Source organism: Pseudomonas putida (assembly GCF_004357765.1).
In the GTDB taxonomy this organism is placed as follows: Bacteria; Pseudomonadota; Gammaproteobacteria; order Pseudomonadales; family Pseudomonadaceae; genus Aquipseudomonas; species Aquipseudomonas putida_U.
In genome coordinates this window covers 224,471-241,438 of the sequence record NZ_SMTE01000007.1, presented here as the reverse complement: position 1 = coordinate 241,438, position 16,968 = coordinate 224,471, and the positions used below count along the sequence as shown (strand labels likewise).

Annotated in this window: 14 protein-coding genes; 5 read left to right on the top strand and 9 right to left on the bottom strand. The window is 62.0% G+C overall.

Going from position 1 to position 16,968, the window contains the following annotated elements; translation table 11 throughout:
• Positions 1–42 precede the first annotated feature (42 nt).
• The 7 genes from E2H86_RS12670 to acs form a co-directional block, all read right to left on the bottom strand.
• Entirely contained in the window at positions 43–1,263 is a 1,221-nt protein-coding gene (locus E2H86_RS12670; protein WP_133328240.1) for an aspartate aminotransferase family protein, read from the bottom strand.
• 312 nt (positions 1,264–1,575) lie between these two features.
• Positions 1,576–2,556, bottom strand: coding sequence for a GlxA family transcriptional regulator (locus tag E2H86_RS12660; protein WP_133328236.1), 981 nt, complete (start codon positions 2,554–2,556; stop codon positions 1,576–1,578).
• Between the two features lie 99 nt (positions 2,557–2,655).
• Positions 2,656–3,420, bottom strand: coding sequence for an ABC transporter ATP-binding protein (locus E2H86_RS12655; RefSeq protein ID WP_133328234.1), 765 nt, complete (start codon positions 3,418–3,420; stop codon positions 2,656–2,658).
• Positions 3,421–3,442: 22 nt separating this feature from the next.
• Positions 3,443–4,141, bottom strand: coding sequence for an ABC transporter permease (locus E2H86_RS12650; protein ID WP_133328232.1), 699 nt, complete (start codon positions 4,139–4,141; stop codon positions 3,443–3,445).
• Positions 4,138–4,827: an ABC transporter permease gene (locus E2H86_RS12645; RefSeq protein WP_133328230.1), complete on the bottom strand. Its 690-nt coding sequence runs from the start codon at positions 4,825–4,827 to the stop codon at positions 4,138–4,140. Before E2H86_RS12645 ends, E2H86_RS12650 begins: the two co-directional genes overlap by 4 nt.
• Positions 4,828–4,915: 88 nt before the next feature.
• The gene (locus E2H86_RS12640) at positions 4,916–5,701 is read right to left on the bottom strand and encodes an ABC transporter substrate-binding protein (RefSeq protein ID WP_133328228.1); all 786 of its coding nucleotides are present in this window, start codon (positions 5,699–5,701) and stop codon (positions 4,916–4,918) included.
• Positions 5,702–6,215: 514 nt separating this feature from the next.
• Positions 6,216–8,177: an acetate--CoA ligase gene (acs, locus tag E2H86_RS12635; protein ID WP_133328226.1), complete on the bottom strand. Its 1,962-nt coding sequence runs from the start codon at positions 8,175–8,177 to the stop codon at positions 6,216–6,218.
• A gap of 429 nt (positions 8,178–8,606) precedes the next feature.
• Here acs and E2H86_RS12630 point away from each other — a divergent pair, with 429 nt between their 5' ends.
• Positions 8,607–8,861 carry a DUF2790 domain-containing protein gene (locus tag E2H86_RS12630; protein ID WP_133328224.1) on the top strand — a complete coding sequence of 85 codons (255 nt, stop codon included), beginning with the start codon at positions 8,607–8,609 and terminating at the stop codon, positions 8,859–8,861.
• 87 nt (positions 8,862–8,948) lie between these two features.
• On the opposite strand, the gene E2H86_RS12625 is transcribed toward E2H86_RS12630, so the two are convergent.
• On the bottom strand, positions 8,949–10,508 hold the full coding sequence (locus E2H86_RS12625) for a sigma-54-dependent transcriptional regulator (RefSeq protein WP_133328222.1): 1,560 nt from the start codon (positions 10,506–10,508) through the stop codon (positions 8,949–8,951).
• Positions 10,509–10,763: 255 nt separating this feature from the next.
• Here E2H86_RS12625 and phhA point away from each other — a divergent pair, with 255 nt between their 5' ends.
• The 4 genes from phhA to E2H86_RS12610 all read left to right on the top strand — a co-directional run bounded on the left by phhA (position 10,764) and on the right by E2H86_RS12610 (position 13,773).
• Complete coding sequence (gene phhA / locus E2H86_RS12620) at positions 10,764–11,552, top strand: phenylalanine 4-monooxygenase (RefSeq protein WP_133328220.1); 789 nt, start codon at positions 10,764–10,766, stop codon at positions 11,550–11,552.
• 40 nt (positions 11,553–11,592) lie between these two features.
• Positions 11,593–11,949, top strand: a complete 357-nt coding sequence (locus tag E2H86_RS12615) for a 4a-hydroxytetrahydrobiopterin dehydratase (RefSeq protein ID WP_133328218.1) — start codon at positions 11,593–11,595, stop codon at positions 11,947–11,949.
• Between the two features lie 191 nt (positions 11,950–12,140).
• Positions 12,141–12,266, top strand: coding sequence for a hypothetical protein (locus E2H86_RS26425; RefSeq protein ID WP_261240862.1), 126 nt, complete (start codon positions 12,141–12,143; stop codon positions 12,264–12,266).
• Between the two features lie 310 nt (positions 12,267–12,576).
• A complete protein-coding gene (locus E2H86_RS12610) occupies positions 12,577–13,773 on the top strand; it encodes an MFS transporter (protein ID WP_133328216.1) in 1,197 nt (398 codons plus the stop codon).
• Positions 13,774–13,911: 138 nt separating this feature from the next.
• Here E2H86_RS12610 and ydiJ read toward each other — a convergent pair whose 3' ends face one another.
• Positions 13,912–16,935 carry a D-2-hydroxyglutarate dehydrogenase YdiJ gene (gene ydiJ, locus E2H86_RS12605; RefSeq protein ID WP_133328214.1) on the bottom strand — a complete coding sequence of 1,008 codons (3,024 nt, stop codon included), beginning with the start codon at positions 16,933–16,935 and terminating at the stop codon, positions 13,912–13,914.
• Positions 16,936–16,968 lie beyond the last annotated feature (33 nt).

The window sequence follows — 16,968 nt, the reverse complement described above, 5'->3', positions numbered from 1 at the left end:
AAAATCGGTAGCGCCGGCACCCTGGGTGCCGGCGAACGGGCATCAGCCCTTGACCAGCTTGGCCACGGCGCGCTCGAAGCGCTCCAGGCCTTCATCGATATCACTGTCCTCGACCACCAGGCTCGGCGCGAAGCGCACCACGTCCGGGCCGGCTTGCAGCACCATCACACCTTCCTGCTCGGCAGCGTTGAGCACGTCTTTGGCCTTGCCCTGCCAGGCGTCCGCCAGCACGCAGCCGATCAACAGTCCAACCCCACGCACCTGGCTGAACAGGCCGTACTGTTGGCCGATGTGCTCCAGGCGAACTTTGAAACGCTCGTGCTTGGCTTTGATACCGGCCAGGGTCTCAGGGGTGTTGATCACGTCCAGCACCGCACAGGCCACGGCGCACCCCAGTGGGTTGCCGCCATAGGTGGTGCCGTGGGTACCGGGGGCGAAATGCTTGGCCAGATCGTTGGTGGTGAGCATGGCACCGATCGGGAAACCGCCACCCAAGCTCTTGGCGCTGGTGAGGATGTCGGGGGTCACACCGTAGTGCTGATAGGCATACAGCGAGCCGGTACGGCCGACACCGGTCTGGACTTCATCGAAGATCAGCAGGGCATTGTGCTCGTCGCACAGCTTGCGAGCGCCTTCCAGATAGGCCTTGTCGGCCGGGACCACGCCGCTCTCGCCCTGGATCGGCTCGATCACCACTGCACAGGTCTTGTCGGAAATCTGCGCCTTCAACGCTTCCAGATCGTTGTATGGCACATGGCTGATACCCGTGATCTTGGGGCCAAAGCCATCGGAATACTTGGGCTGGCCGCCAACGCTGACGGTGAACAACGTACGACCGTGGAAGCTGTTCACGGTGGCGATGATTTCATGCTTGTCCGGACCGAAGCGGTCGTGGGCAACGCGACGGGCCAGCTTGAAGGCGGCCTCGTTGGACTCGGCGCCGGAGTTGCAGAAGAAGGCACGGTCGGCAAAGGTCGCGTCCACCAGCTTGTGCGCCAGGCGCAGGGCCGGCTCGTTGGTGAAGACGTTGGACACGTGCCAGAGGGTGTTGGCCTGCTCGGTCAGGGCCTTGACCAGCGCCGGGTGGCAATGGCCCAAGGCATTCACCGCGATGCCGCCGGCGAAGTCGATCAACTCGCGGCCCGACTGGTCCCAGACTCGCGAACCCTCGCCTCGCACAGGAATGAAGGCCGCCGGAGAATAGTTGGGAACCATGACCTGGTCGAAATCGGCACGTTGCACCGGGGCTTGCTCAACGGACATCTGAGTCTCCTGAAGAGGAACGCTGGCCTGGAAGTGGCGAGCGATGGGGGGATTGTAAGGACTGATCCGCGCCTGTCCTTGCGGCCAAGCGACAACTTGTTACAGCGCAAAACCCCAGTTTCACCGGGGCTTTCGGCAATGCGACAAACTTTGTCGCAATCGCGCAGTGTACGGGAGAGAGGGGGCTGGGTGAACGGGTGTTCACATGGAAAATGGAGGGGGATGTAGAGGGTATAGGATGTAGGGTGTAGGGCGCTGGTTTTGTGGTGTTGCAGATATCGAGCGCCGCCCAATCAAAGCGCCGCCCCGCACTCAACCCTTTTCAGCAGGCGCCGAACTCAACTCGAACGGGCTGTTGCTACGCCGTTGATTGCGATCTTCACGCGGCGTGGCGCCGAAGAAATTGCGATAGGCACTGGAAAAATGCGGCCCCGAGGAAAACCCGCACGACAACCCGATCTGAATGATCGACTTGCTGGTCTGCATCAGCATCTGCCGCGCTTTGTTCAAGCGCAGTTCCAGGTAATACTGGCTTGGCACCCGATTGAGGTACTGCTTGAAGATCCGCTCGAGCTGGCGCCGCGAGACACACACATGCTGAGCAATCTCGTCGGTGGTCAGGGGCTCCTCGATGTTGGCCTCCATCAACAGCACGGCCTGGGTCAGCTTGGGATGGCTTGAGCCAAGGCGGTTCTGCAACGGAATCCGCTGACGCTCGCCGCCTTCGCGGATCCGCTCCACCACCATCTCCTCCGACACCGCCCCGGCCAGTTCGGCACCATGATCACGGGCCAGCACCGCCAGCAACAGGTCGCTCACCGCCATGCCACCGCAAGCTGTCAATCGGTCGCGATCCCAGTCGAACAAATGACTGGTGGCGATCACCCTGGGGAAGCGCTCGGCGAAATCATCCTGCCAGCGCCAATGCACTGCGGCGCGATAGCCATCGAGCAGACCGAGCACGGCCAGCGGATACACCCCGGCCGACAGACCGCCGATCATGCAGCCACTGCGCGCCACCTGCTTGAGCGCAGAGGACAGCGCCGAGCCCACGGACAGGATCGGCTCGTCCGCCAGCAGGAACAGCTTGTGGCATCCCTCCAGGCGGCCATTCCAAGGCTCGCCCGGCAGCCGCCAGGCGCCCTGTTCGACTGGCTCGGCCTGCAGGAACACCCGTTCGTAGATCACGTCCGGATGCACCTGCTGGGCCACCTGCAGGGTTTCTTCGGCCAACGCCAAGGTCAGAGGCTTGGTGCCAGGCCAGATGAGAAAACCGATTCGCTGGGTGGTCATAGGTAAGGTCCGGAACCTGAGGTCGTTCGAGTCTGTGCCGCCGGGAGCGCGCCGCGCGCAGTGCGCAGCATGCCCTATTATGGTGCAAAGCGTCAGCCTTTACTTCAGGCTGCCCGAAAGGAACTGCCGCAGGCGCTCCGATTGCGGGTTGGCCAGCACCTCGCGCGGACAGCCGCGCTCTTCCACCAGCCCTTGGTGCAGAAACACCAATTGATTGGAGACTTCGCGGGCGAAGCCCATTTCATGGGTCACCACCACCATGGTACGGCCTTCCTGGGCCAGCGCCTGCATGACCTTGAGCACATCACCCACCAGCTCAGGATCGAGCGCCGAGGTCGGCTCGTCGAACAGCATCACCTCCGGCTCCATGGCCAGGGCGCGGGCGATCGCCACCCGCTGCTGCTCGCCGCCGGACATGTGGCCTGGGAAGGCGTCCTTGCGATGGGCCACGCCGACCTTGGCCAGGTAGTGCTCGGCCTTTTCCAGCGCCTCCTTCTTGTTCACGCCCAGCACGTGCACAGGCGCCTCGATCACATTCTCCAGCGCGGTCATGTGCGACCACAGGTTGAAATGCTGGAACACCATCGACAAACGCGAACGCATACGCTGCAGCTGTCGAGGGTCGGCCGCCTTGAGCGCGCCATCCTTGCCTGGCACCAGCTTGAGCGTTTCGTTATTGAGCAGGATCTTGCCGGCGTGCGGCTGCTCGAGCAGGTTGATGCAACGCAGGAACGTCGATTTGCCCGAACCACTGGAGCCGATGATGCTGATCACATCGCCTGCCTTGGCTGCCAGGGACACACCCTTGAGCACCTCATGGCTACCATAGCGCTTGTGCAGGTCTTGGACTTCGAGTTTGTACATGCTGTCGGTTCTCACAGAGCGTTCAGTGCTTGCGCGGCGCCAGGTAGCCGAGCCAGCGGCGTTCGGCCATCTTGAAAAGGCGCACGAGGATGAAGGTCAGGCACAGGTAGAATACGCCCGCCGTGATGTAGGCCTCGAAAGGCAGGTAGTACTGGGCATTGACCGTGCGCGCCGCACCGGTGATGTCGATCAGCGTGACGATCGATGCCAGGCTGGTGGTCTGCAGCATCATGATCACTTCGTTGCTGTACTGCGGCAGCGCCCGGCGCAGGGCCGAGGGCAGCAGGATGCGCCGGTACATCTTCATGCGCGACATGCCCATGGCCTTGGCCGCTTCGATCTCGCCATGGGGCGTGGCCTTGAGGCTGCCGGCGATGATTTCCGCGGTGTAGGCGCTGGTGTTGACAGCGAAGGCCAGGCAAGCGCAGAACGTGGCACTCGACAGCAGCGGCCAGAACACGCTGCTGCGCACCGCCTCGAACTGGGCCAGGCCGTAGTAGATCAGGAACAGCTGCACCAGCATCGGCGTGCCGCGGATCACGTAGGTGTAGAGCCATGCGCCGAGGTTCACCAGCGGCTGCTTGGACACCCGCATCAGGCCCAGCGGAATGGCCGCCAAGAGGCCGAAGAACAGCGACAGCGCCAGCAGCTTGAGGGTGGTCAGCAACCCGCCGAGATACAGCGGCATGGCCTCCCAGACCACGTTGTAGTCGAAGATCATAGCTCAGCCACCTTGACGCCTACCGAATAGCGACGCTCGAGATACTTCAGCGCCAGCAACGAAACACTGGTGATCACCAGGTACAGTGCAGCCACCGCCAGGAAGAACGTGAAGGGTTCGCGGGTGGCATCGGCCGCCTGCTTGGCCTTGAACATCATGTCCTGCAGGCCCACCACCGAAATCAGTGCCGTGGCCTTGGTCAGTACCAGCCAGTTGTTGGTGAAGCCCGGAATGGCCAGGCGGATCATTTGTGGCACCTGGATACGGAAAAACACCTGGCGCGCACTCATGCCGTAGGCCACGCCGGCCTCGGCCTGCCCTTTGGGGATACCAAGGAACGCACCACGGAAGGTTTCCGACAGGTAGGCGCCGAAGATGAACCCCAGGGTACCGATACCCGCCGCCAATGGGTTGAGGTCGATGTAGTCCTCATAACCGAGCAGCGGTGCCAGTCTATTGATGATGTCCTGCCCGCCGTAGAAGATCAGCAGAATCAGGACCAAGTCCGGGATACCACGGATCACCGTGGCGTACAGATCGCCCAGCCAAGCCAGCCAGCGCACCGGCGACAAGCGCAGCGCCACGCCGATGAGGCCGAGCACGATGGCCAGGGCCATCGACGACAGGGCGAGCTGTAGCGTCAGCCACGCCCCGTCGAGGATGACTGCCCCGTAGCCTTTCAACATGTTGAGGTCCTCGACCTAGACAATGAAAAATGGTGCAAACCTCAGCCTCCCTGCTGTTTGCACCATTGCACAGGTGGAGCCAGACGTATTACTTGGAGTCTGGACCGTAGATGTCGAAGTTGAAGTACTTCTGCTCGATTTCTTTGTACTTGCCGTTGGCACGGATCGCGTCGATGGCGGCATTGATACGATCTGCGTTGGCCTTGTCGCCCTTGCGCACGGCAATGCCGACGCCATCACCGAAGTACTTGACGTCGGTGAACGATGGCCCGACGAAGGCGAAGCCTTTGCCGGCGTCGGTTTTCAGGAAACCATCCTCGAGCAGGGTGGCATCGGCCACGGTGCCGTCCAGACGACCGGCGGCCACGTCCAGGTAGATCTCGTTCTGAGTGCCGTACGGCACTACGGTGGCGCCCTTGGCGGCCAGGACTTCCTTGGCGAAACGGTCGTGGATCGAGCCCCGCTGCACGCCGATCTTCTTGCCGTTCAGCTCATCGAGGCTGTCGCTGACCACGGTGCCTTCCTTCATCACCAGGCGTGCCGGGGTCAGGTAGTAGCGCTTGGTGAAGTCGACCGACTTCTTGCGGTCCTCGGTGATCGACATGGACGACAGGATGGCGTCGATCTTGCGGACCTTCAATGCCGGGATCAGGCCGTCGAACTCCTGCTCGACCCAGGTGCACTTGGCCTTCATCTCTTCGCACAAAGCGTTGCCGATGTCGTAGTCGAAGCCGGCGATGCTGCCATCGGGCTGTTTGAAGGCGAATGGTGGATAAGCGGCTTCGATACCGATTTTCAGAGGTTTTTCATCGGCCTGCGACACCAGGGAGAACACGGACAGCGCCAGAGCGCCAAGCAGTGCGAGTTTCTTCATCAGGTAACTCCATCGTTACGGGGCAATACAAGGCAGGGGTAACAGCTGCCCGACATGCGAAGGGGTACAACGCGAGCCGCGGGGTATCGACCAAGGTCGCAGACCACGAGCGAGTGAATGGCATTTTAACGACAGCCCGTTAGTCGATATTTCTTGAAAGCGACAACTACTTATAGAAGCGCTAGAAATCGCTGCGAGCGCAGTTGACAGTCTATGCAAAATATGCAAGAGCCAAGGGAATAGAACCTATAGAACTAGCAATTAACGGGCCTATTATTCGCAAAGCCTTGTATTACGGCAAGTGAAGCGTGCGACCTTGCAAAAAATCCCTACAAACCCGCACCGAAATGGAACGCCGATGTTTCCTAGCGCCCCGTTAGCGTGCGAAAACGGTGACAGAATAGTTACCGATGTCTGTCGGTAACAGCGAAGCAAAAACCCCGCCGGTACAGCCGACGGGGTTTTATGGTTTTGACACTCGACCAGTAACTGCCTCAGGCAGCCTCGCGGCCGATCAGGCTGACACCAGGCTCATCGCCTTGTGAGTGTCGATCAGGTGCTGCACCACGCCTGGGTCGGCCAGGGTCGAAATATCGCCCAGCGCATCGTATTCAGCCGTGGCGATCTTACGCAGGATGCGCCGCATGATCTTGCCCGAGCGGGTCTTCGGCAAACCCGGCGCCCACTGGATCACATCCGGCGAGGCGATCGGACCGATCTCCTTGCGCACCCAGTTCTTCAGCTCCAGGCGCAGTTGCTCGTTCGGCTCTTCGCCGGCATTGAGAGTGACGTAGACGTAGATGCCCTGGCCTTTGATGTCGTGCGGCACCCCCACCACTGCCGCTTCGGCCACCTTGCTGTGGGCGACCATGGCGCTTTCGATCTCGGCGGTGCCCATGCGGTGCCCGGAGACGTTGAGCACGTCATCGACCCGCCCGGTGATCCAGTAGTAGCCATCCTCGTCACGGCGGGCACCGTCACCGGTGAAGTACATGCCACGGAAGGTCTTGAAGTAGGTGTCGACGAAACGGTCGTGGTCACCGTACAGCGAGCGCGACTGGCCCGGCCAGGAGTCGAGGATCACCAGGTTGCCCTCGGCGGCGCCTTCGATCAGGTTGCCCAGGTTGTCCACCAGCGCCGGCACCACACCAAAGAACGGTCGGGTCGCCGAGCCAGGCTTCAGCCCCGTGGCCCCCGGCAGTGGGCTGATCAAGATGCCACCGGTCTCGGTCTGCCACCAGGTATCGACGATCGGGCAACGCTCCTTGCCCACGGTCTTGTAGTACCAGTTCCAGGCTTCGGGGTTGATCGGCTCACCGACCGAGCCCAGCAGGCGCAGGCTCGAGCCATCGGCGCCAGCCACGGCTGCCTCGCCTTCGGCCATCATGGCACGGATGGCGGTCGGTGCGGTGTAGAGGATGTTGACCTTGTGCTTGTCGACGATCTTCGACACGCGGGTGATGTCCGGGTAGTTCGGCACGCCTTCGAACAGCAGCGTGGTCGCCCCATTGGCCAGCGGGCCGTAGACGATGTAGCTGTGGCCGGTGACCCAACCGACGTCGGCGGTGCACCAGTAGACCTCGCCTGGGCGATAGTCGAAGACCCGCTCGTGGGTCAGCGCGGCATACACCAGGTAGCCGCCGGTGGTGTGCAACACACCCTTGGGCTTACCGGTGGAGCCGGAAGTGTAAAGGATGAACAGCGGCTCCTCGGCCCCCATTTCCTTTGGCGCGCAGTGGCTGGACGCGACCTTCATCAGGTCTTCGTACCAGATGTCGCGGTGCTGGTGCCAGGCGATCTCGCCACCGGTGCGCTTGCACACGATGATCTTCTGCACGCTGTTGGTTTCAGGGTTGGTCAGGGCCAGGTCGACATTGGCCTTGAGCGGAGTACGACGACCGCCGCGCACACCCTCGTCAGCGGTGATCACCACCTTGGACCTGCAATCGATGATCCGCCCAGCCAGGGCTTCGGGAGAGAAACCGCCGAACACCACCGAGTGGATCGCACCGATACGGGCGCAAGCCAGCATGGCCACCACCGCCTCGGGAATCATCGGCATATAGATGGTCACCACGTCGCCGCGGTGCACATCCTGCCCGCGCAGCGCGTTGGCGAACTTGCAGACCTGTTCGTGGAGTTCCCGGTAGGTGATGTTGCGGTGCTCGGAAGGGTCATCGCCCTCCCAGATGATCGCCAGCTGGTCGCCACGCTCTTCGAGATGGCGGTCCAGGCAGTTGGAGGAAACGTTCAGAGTGCCGTCGGCGAACCACTTGATGTCCACGTGATGGTCGTCGAAGGAGGTCTGCTTGACCTTGCTGAAGGGCTTGATCCAGTCGAGACGCTGGGCCTGCTCGCGCCAGAATCCGTCCGGGTTGATCACCGATTGCTGGTACATGGCCTTGTAGCTGGCCTCGTCGGTCAGGGTGGTGGCCGCAACCTCGGGACGAACGGGATACAGTGGAGCCGCACTCATCTGTGTTACCTCGGTGTAATAGTTGTTTTTGTATGAAACCGTATGAATCGTTTGTAACTGTACCAGAGCCGGAAAATCCATTCGACGATGGTAGTAGCGCTGCGTGGCGAGTCGGCCCAGCTCTGGCGCGGGGCCTCTAGCCCGCGGGCGACGGCCAGGCGAGGAAAAAGCCAGGAGGGGTCCGCCAGGGCGATTGTTACCGATTCTGTCAAAAGGCCGAAAAACTTTATCAAAACAGACCCTGTTTCCCGCAACTAACGAGGCATAAACTTCATCTCGCCAACAAGGCAAAGACGATTAACAACTGGTAACAGCCCCCACGAAGGCAAACGTTAATCCTCCTCTAATCCCGATAGTTGAAACTTGGCTGTACTCGCGGCGCCACAAGTGCCGCGCACCTCATCACGACCTTAGACAGGTAAAATGAAAATGAAAGCTTTACTGGTATTGGTACTTGGCGGTTTTTGCGGCGCGGCACTGGCCGATGAAGCAAAAGATGTCGAGCAGATCCCGGTCGAACACTACAGCTACTCGCAACACCTGGACATCGCCCGGGTCATTTCCATGAGCGAGGTGCCCAACGTCTGCGAAGTCGTGCCAGCCCGCATGACCTATGAAGACTCCAAGGGCCAGCGGCACATTCTGGAGTACCGCGTGATGGGTAACGGCTGCTCCAACGGCTGATCGATGAAGCGGGGCCCTGCTGCGAGGGCCCCTTCACCGGCAATGCACCGACGCACCAAGATTAAACTTCGATTAAATAACCGAACATTAATCCGCAGACTTACCCAGACTGTATTCGCGCAGCTTATTGGCCACTGTGGTGTGCGAAACACCTAATCGCTTGCCTAAAGCCCGGCTACTGGGAAATTCTGCCAATAAACTTTCCAATACCGCTTTTTCGAACCGCCCGACGATCTGCGAAAGATCCCCGTCCAGGGAAAAGTCGCCCAAAGGTTGGCGTGCGCCATAATCTGGCAAGCGGATATGTTCGCTTTTCACCACACCGCCCTCACATAGCGAAACGGCCTGGAACAATACGTTTTCCAGTTGCCTTACGTTGCCTGGCCAGTGGTACTGTCCCAACTTGTCCATCGCCGCCGGCGCCAAGCGCGGCATGGCACAGCCGATCTGCCGGCTGGCCTGGTCGAGAAAGTGCTGCACCAACCCTTCCAGACCATCCATGCACTCTCGCAGCGGCGGAATGTGCAACGACAGCACGTTGAGCCGGTGATACAGGTCCTGGCGGAACTCGCCGCGGGCGCACAATTCGGACAGATCGACCTGGGTAGCGCAGATAACCCGCACATCCAGGTAAACCTCCTCGTCGCTGCCCACCCGGCGGAAACAGCCATCCTGCAGGAAGCGCAGCAATTTGACCTGCAAGCGCGGGCTCATCTCGCCGACCCCGTCGAGGAACAACGTACCGCCCGCCGTCAGCTCCAGCAGCCCCAACTTGCCTTCGGCACGTGCTCCCTCGAAGGCGCCAGGACCATAACCGAACAGTTCGGTCTCGGCCATGGATTCGGGCAGGCCGGCACAATTGAGCGCCATCAGCGGCGACTGCCCGCGCGGGCTGGCCAGGTGGCAGGCCCGAGCCAGTAACTCCTTACCCGTACCGGTCTCGCCCTCGATCAGCAGCGGGGCATCCAGCGGCGCCATGCGCCGTGCTTCGCGCACCACCGCCGCCATCACCCGCGAGCTCTGGAAGATGCTGTCGAAGCCTCGCAACTCCTGCTTACGCACGTTGTAGATACGCTCACCAATACGGTCGGCGCGGTGCAGGGTCAGCACCGCGCCGGCCAATGCCTCGCTGTCATCGTGCTCGGACTGCAACGGCGCGATATCGGCCAGGAACACATCGCCCTTGACCTTGATCCGCAAGCCATTGATCCGCGACTTGTTGGCCCGCACCAGTTCGGGCAGATCGAAATCCTCGACATAGCGCGCCAGTGGCAGCCCTGGTACCTCATCGACCCGCACGCCCAACAACTGCGCCGCCGCACGATTGCCGGCGACGATGCTGCCGCCCATGTCGATCGACAGCACCGGAAACTCCAACGCACCGAGCAGTGCATTGAGCTCCATGTGGCGCCGCTCACTGGGCATCAGGCCCACGCGCTTGACGCCGAATACGCCGACAATAGCCTCGAACCTCGGGCGCAGTGCCTGGAACTGCAGATTGATCAGGTTCGGACAGTGCAGGTAGATGGCGTTGCCGTGGTCGCCACCGACCTCGCCACGCAGCACATTGATGCCGTACTCCACCAGCAGGTTGAGGATGTCGCGAAGGATGCCAATGCGGTTCTGGCAATGCACTTTGATACGCATGGAAGCTCTCGGGCACGGGATTTTTTCAATCACGCGCAGAAAATTCGTAAAGATAAGCTGACAGATTTCCATCAGGCGCCAGCTGGATGCTACGGATTTTCCGCCACCTCGCATATTTTGTAAAATAATCGTTACGAAATTTCACTCCACGACCCCCCTGGTAGCACTGCCCTGCCCCGTGCAAACCACCGCGCAGGAGGTAATGTCCAAGTCATAGCGTGGACATAACAAGAAAGCCCTCACCAGGAGAGCCACATGAAACAGACGCAATACGTGGCACGCGAGCCCGATGCGCACGGCTTCATCGACTACCCGCAAACCGAGCATGCGGTGTGGAACACCTTGATCACCCGCCAGCTCAAGGTCATCGAAGGCCGTGCCTGCCAGGAATACCTGGACGGCATCGACCAGCTCAAACTGCCCCACGATCGCATCCCGCAGTTGGGCGAGATCAACAAGGTTCTGGCGGCCACCACCGGCTGGCAGGTTGCGCGTGTACCGGCGCTGATCCCCTTCCAGACCTTCTTCGAGCTGCTGGCCAGCAAGCGCTTCCCGGTAGCGACGTTCATCCGCACCCCGGAAGAGCTCGACTACCTGCAGGAGCCCGATATCTTCCACGAGATCTTCGGCCACTGCCCGCTGCTGACCAACCCCTGGTTCGCCGAATTCACCCATACCTATGGCAAGCTGGGCCTGGCGGCCAGCAAGGAACAGCGCGTGTACCTGGCGCGGTTGTACTGGATGACCATCGAGTTCGGTCTGATGGAAACCCCGCAAGGTCGCAAGATCTACGGCGGCGGCATCCTGTCCTCCCCCAAGGAAACCGTGTACTGCCTGTCCGGCGAGCCGGAACACCAGGCCTTCGACCCGATCGAAGCCATGCGCACGCCGTATCGCATCGACATCCTGCAACCACTGTACTTCGTGCTGCCGAATTTGAAGCGCCTGTTCGACCTGGCCCACGAAGACATCATGGGCATGGTCCAGCAGGCCATGCAGCTTGGTCTGCACGCCCCGAAATTCCCTCCCAGGGCCGCCGCCTGAACCGCCCCCCCCCCGACCACAACTCGAACGGAAGACAATCATGAATGCCTTGAACCAAGCCCACTGCGAAGCCTGCCGCGCCGACGCACCGAAAGTGACCGACGAAGAGCTGGCCGAGCTGATCCGCGAGATCCCGGACTGGAACATCGAAGTTCGTGACGGCCACATGGAGCTTGAGCGCGTGTTCCTGTTCAAGAACTTCAAGCATGCCCTCGCGTTCACCAACGCCATCGGCGAAATCGCCGAGGCCGAAGGGCATCATCCTGGCTTGCTCACCGAGTGGGGCAAAGTCACCGTCACTTGGTGGAGCCACTCGATCAAGGGCCTGCACCGCAATGACTTCATCATGTGTGCACGCACCGACAAGGTCGCCGAAACCGCCGAAGGGCGTAAGTGAACGCTGCACCAGGGGGCCGCTGACAGGCCCCTTTTCGGGTAGGTTTTGTCCGGTATCCGCCCGCAAAACCGACCAGCGACCGGGAAAAAATACAAACTGTCATCCAGACTTGTGTATCCTGCCCCAGCTTGAACAAGCCTAGAAACGCGCCTGGCGCAGCCTTTTCACTCACACTTGCGAGGAACGACGAGATGCATGAAATCCCGAATCTTCCCTTCCCAAGCCTGAACCCCGAAGAGCAAACCGTTGCCGCCCACACCGAACCGACGCCTGCCGTCGAGGATGGCGACGATAAATCCAGCGCTGACCAGGAATAACCGCGCATCCCTCCGACTGTGTGAAAACGGCTGACCTGCGGGCCACCCCCGTCATCACGTTTTCACACCGTCCACACGACTTCGACGTCACCGAGATCTTCTCCTGCATCAACGCGCTCGATGCCGAGCACCACCGCCTGCATAGCCCGCTCTGCGCCCCCCTGGACTACCCGCAGGTAGCTTTCAGCTTGACCTGGATACTCGCATACCCGGTCTGAAGGTCTGCTGAAAAGCTTCACCCACAAACGTCCCTGCCGTGGTTAAGATGTCGACATACCACACCCGTCCTACCGCAGCAATGGACCGCGCAATGCCACCCAGCCGTCTCTCTTCATTGGCCATCACCGCCCAAGTGGTGTCCATCGTCCTGTTCACTTTCATTGGCTACCTGAACATCGGCATCCCGCTGGCCGTGCTGCCCGGTTATGTGCACAACGAACTGGGTTTCAGTGCCGTGATCGCCGGACTGGTGATCAGCGTGCAGTACCTGGCCACCCTGCTCAGCCGCCCTACCGCCAGCCGCATCATCGATACCCGGGGCAGCAAGAAGGCGGTCATGTACGGCCTGGCCGGATGCGGCCTGAGCGGCGTATTCATGCTGGCCTGTGCGTTTCTCACCGAGCTGCCCTGGGTGAGCCTGACCTGCCTGTTCGTCGGCCGACTGGTACTGGGCAGCGCCGAAAGCCTGGTGGGATCGGGCTCGATTGGCTGGGGCATCGGCCGGGTCGGTGCCGAGAACACCGCCAAGGTCATTTCCTGGAACGGCATCGCCAGCTACGGCGCATTGGCGATCGGTGCGCCGCTGGGCGTGGTGATGGTCAAGCACCTGGGGCTGTGGAGCATGGGGGTGAGCATCATCCTGCTCGGCGTGATCGGCCTGCTGCTGGCCTGGCCCAAACGTGCCGCGCCCATCGTCAGCGGCGTGCGCCTGCCGTTCCTGCGCGTGCTGGGCAAAGTCCTCCCGCATGGGTCGGGGCTGGCCTTGGGGTCGATCGGCTTCGGCACCATCGCTACTTTCATCACCCTGTACTACAGCAGCCGCGGCTGGAGCGATGCAGCCCTGACCCTGAGCCTGTTCGGAGCCAGCTTCATCAGCGCGCGCCTGCTGTTCGGCAACCTGATCAACCGTATCGGCGGTTTCCGCGTCGCTATCGTGTGCCTGTCGGTGGAAACGCTGGGATTGTTGATGCTGTGGCTCGCGCCCAATGCCGAGCTGGCCCTGGCAGGTGCGGCACTGAGCGGGTTCGGGTTCTCCCTGGTGTTCCCGGCACTGGGAGTTGAGGCGGTAAATCAGGTCTCGGCCGCCAACCGCGGGTCGGCGGTGGGGGCCTACTCGTTGTTCATCGACCTGTCGCTGGGGATTACCGGACCGCTGGTGGGGGCGGTGGCGGCTGGGTTCGGCTTTGCTTCGATGTTCCTGTTCGCCGCCGGGGCGGCGGCGTGTGGGCTGGTGTTGAGTTTGTATCTGTACCGGCAGGCGCGGGTGGGGCGCAAGCAGGTGCATTGATCTGATTTTTCAGGTGCCGTTATGGGCCTCTTCGCGGGCAAGCCCGCTCCCACAGGTACAACGGCGCTCTTAGGGCCGGAATAACTCCTGTGGGAGCGGGCTTGCCCGCGAAGAGGCCCGAAACGACCCCACCAGGCTTCAACGCTGCGCGTACTGCAGCACCACCTCCAACGGATGGCGCATCTGCCGCTCGGTCATGCGCTTGACCTGGCTACGGCACGAATAGCCCGTGGCCAAGGCCTCCCCCTGCTTGTCCAGCTTGGTCGCCCAGGACTGCTCGAAGATGGTCCGCGAAGTCTCCTGGTTACGCGCCTCGTGCCCATAGGTACCGGACATGCCGCAGCAACCGGTAGCCTCGGTCACCAGCTTCAGCCCCAGGCGAGCGAACACCTGCTCCCATTGCTTGGTACTGGCCGGCACGTTGGTCTTCTCGGTGCAGTGCGCCATCAGGCGGAAAGGCACCGGCGCTGCTGGCGCGCCCTGTTCTGGCAGCACCTTGACCAGCCACTCCTGGGGCAGCAAGACCGTCGGGCAGCCCTCCAGGCCCGGCACCTTCTGGTACTCCTGGCGATAGACAAGGGTCATTGCCGGGTCCAGGCCCACCAGCGGCACGCCGCAATCGGCCAGGGCCTTGAGCTGGGTGGCATTGCGGATCGCCGCCTTGGCGAAGGCACCGAGAAAGCCCTGCACGTGCAGCGGCTTGCCGTTGGCGCTGTAAGGCGCGAGGAACACACGATGGCCTAGGCGATGGGCCAGCTCGATGAAATTGGCCAGCACCGACGTCTCGAAGTAACGGGTGAAGGCATCCTGCACCAGCACGATGCTGCGCTCGCGCTGCGCCGGGGTCAGTTCCATCAAGGCCGGAACACTGGCCACCCCGACCTTGCAGCGGGTCAGGGTCGATTGGAAATTGAAACGGCTGATCAGCGGGCTGTCGACCATCCCGACCCTGTCGGCCAGCAGCTTGCTCACCCACTTCGAGCCCATCACCGCGTTGTACAGCCCCGGCGCATGGGCCAGGTACGGAATGGTGAATTCGAGCGAGCCGATCAGGTAGTCCCGCAGCGGACGCTGGTAGCGGCCATGATAGAGCTCGAGGAAGCGCGATCGGAAGTCCGGCACATTGACCTTGATCGGGCATTGCCCGGCGCATGACTTGCACGCCAGGCAGCCAGCCATGGCGTCGTAGACCTCATGGGAGAAGTCCTCCTGACCCTGATCGCGCGCTCGATTGTTGCGCAGCCGCGCCGGCAGGCCCTTGAGCCAAGAGACCTTGTTGCGCGCCGCCGCCAGCACATCGATGTTGGACTCGCCCTGCAGACGTAGCCATTCACGCATCAGCGAAGCACGGCCCTTGGGCGAATGCTGGCGTTCACGGGTGGCCTTCCACGACGGGCACATGGCGTCGTTGGGGTCGTAGTTGTAGCAGGCGCCGTTGCCATTGCAGTGCACGGCACTGGCGAAGTCCTGCCAGACGCGCTCGTCGATGGTTCGGTCGAGGTCGCCGCGCAGGGTCACGCCATCGACCTTGGTCAGGCCTTCGGCACTGTCCGGCGGGGTGCAGATCTTGCCGGGGTTGAGTTGGTTGTGCGGATCGAACGCGCCTTTCAGGCGTTGCAGCGCAGGGTACAACTCGCCGAAGTACTCCGGCACGTACTCCGAGCGCAGACCCTTGCCGTGCTCGCCCCAGAGCAGGCCACCGTAGCTCTTGGTCAGCGCCGCCACGGCATCGGAAATTGGCTTGACCAAGGCCGCCTGGGCCGGATCTTTCATGTCCAGCGCCGGGCGCACATGCAGCACCCCGGCGTCGACGTGGCCGAACATCCCGTAGGACAGGCCATAGCCGTCGAGCAGCGCACGGAAGTCGGCGATGTAGTCGGCCAGCCGCTCCGGCGGCACCGCGGTATCCTCGACGAATGGCTGCGGGCGGACTTCACCTTCGACGTTGCCGAGCAAACCCACCGAACGCTTGCGCATGGTGTACACGCGGGTCACCGCCTCGGCGCCTTCGGCCAGGGTATGACCCAGGCGCTCGACACTGGTGTCGCTGCGCAGGTGCTCGATGAACGCGTCGACCCGGGCATTGACCTCGGCCGGCTCGTCGCCGCAGAACTCCACCAGGTTGATGCCCAGGGTCGGACGCTCGGGGTCGGCCGGGAAGTATTCGGCAACGCTGTGCCAGACGATGTCCTTCATCGCCAGCATCAACACCTTGGAGTCCACCGTCTCGATCGACAGCGGCTTGAGCGCCATCAGCGCGTTGGCGTCGCGCAGAGCGTCCATGAAGCTGGTGTAGCGCACGTTGACCAGCACCGCATATTTCGGAATCGGCAGTACGTTGAGCTTGGCCTCCACCACATAGCCCAGCGAACCCTCGGCGCCGCACAACACGCTATTGAGGTTGAAACGGCCCTGCTCGTCACGCAGGTGCGCCAGGTCGTACCCGGTCAGGCAGCGGTTGAGCTTGGGAAAGGTGGTCTGGATCAGCTCGGCCTGGGTTTCCTGAATCTCGCGCGCCATGCGGTACACCTCACCGACCCGGCCGGACGCGGCGCAGGCCTGCTCCAGCGCGGTATCGTCGATCGGCAGGCTGTGCAGCCGCTCGCCACCGAGCAATACACTGTGCAGTTCGAGCACGTGGTCGCGGGTCTTGCCATAGGTGCAACTGCCCTGGCCACTGGCATCGGTGTTGATCATGCCACCGACCGTGGCGCGGTTGGAGGTAGACAGCTCAGGGGCGAAGAACAGCCCGTGAGGCTTGAGCGCAGCGTTGAGCTGGTCCTTGACCGTACCGGCCTGGACCCGTACCCAGCGCTCTTCGACGTTGATCTCGAGGATCTTGTTCATGTGCCGTGACAGGTCGACGACGATGCCGTCGGTCAGCGATTGGCCATTGGTCCCGGTGCCGCCACCGCGTGGGGTAAGCTTGACCTGTTGGAAGCGTGGTTCGCCCATCAGCGTAGCGACCCGAGCCACATCGTCGACGTCCAGCGGGAACACCGCCGCCTGCGGCAGGCGCTGGTAGATCGAGTTGTCGGTGGCCAGCACCGTACGGGTACCGTAGTCGGCGCTGATCTGGCCACGGAAGCCGCTGTTGCGCAGGGCTTCGAGGAATTTGGAGTAGTTGACGCTAGGCGTGGCAGTCTGCAGCTGGGCGATCATCGAAGGATGGCCTCTTGTATAGGGGCTAATTCA

Bases quoted from the DNA above. Each gene is read 5' to 3' on its own strand.
- E2H86_RS12670 (WP_133328240.1), bottom strand. From the start codon at position 1,263: ATGTCCGTTGAGCAAGCCCCGGTGCAACGTGCCGATTTCGACCAGGTC.
- E2H86_RS12660 (WP_133328236.1), bottom strand. From the start codon at position 2,556: ATGACCACCCAGCGAATCGGTTTTCTCATCTGGCCTGGCACCAAGCCT.
- E2H86_RS12655 (WP_133328234.1), bottom strand. From the start codon at position 3,420: ATGTACAAACTCGAAGTCCAAGACCTGCACAAGCGCTATGGTAGCCAT.
- E2H86_RS12650 (WP_133328232.1), bottom strand. From the start codon at position 4,141: ATGATCTTCGACTACAACGTGGTCTGGGAGGCCATGCCGCTGTATCTC.
- E2H86_RS12645 (WP_133328230.1), bottom strand. From the start codon at position 4,827: ATGTTGAAAGGCTACGGGGCAGTCATCCTCGACGGGGCGTGGCTGACG.
- E2H86_RS12640 (WP_133328228.1), bottom strand. From the start codon at position 5,701: ATGAAGAAACTCGCACTGCTTGGCGCTCTGGCGCTGTCCGTGTTCTCC.
- acs (WP_133328226.1), bottom strand. From the start codon at position 8,177: ATGAGTGCGGCTCCACTGTATCCCGTTCGTCCCGAGGTTGCGGCCACC.
- E2H86_RS12630 (WP_133328224.1), top strand. From the start codon at position 8,607: ATGAAAGCTTTACTGGTATTGGTACTTGGCGGTTTTTGCGGCGCGGCA.
- E2H86_RS12625 (WP_133328222.1), bottom strand. From the start codon at position 10,508: ATGCGTATCAAAGTGCATTGCCAGAACCGCATTGGCATCCTTCGCGAC.
- phhA (WP_133328220.1), top strand. From the start codon at position 10,764: ATGAAACAGACGCAATACGTGGCACGCGAGCCCGATGCGCACGGCTTC.
- E2H86_RS12615 (WP_133328218.1), top strand. From the start codon at position 11,593: ATGAATGCCTTGAACCAAGCCCACTGCGAAGCCTGCCGCGCCGACGCA.
- E2H86_RS26425 (WP_261240862.1), top strand. From the start codon at position 12,141: ATGCATGAAATCCCGAATCTTCCCTTCCCAAGCCTGAACCCCGAAGAG.
- E2H86_RS12610 (WP_133328216.1), top strand. From the start codon at position 12,577: ATGCCACCCAGCCGTCTCTCTTCATTGGCCATCACCGCCCAAGTGGTG.
- ydiJ (WP_133328214.1), bottom strand. From the start codon at position 16,935: ATGATCGCCCAGCTGCAGACTGCCACGCCTAGCGTCAACTACTCCAAA.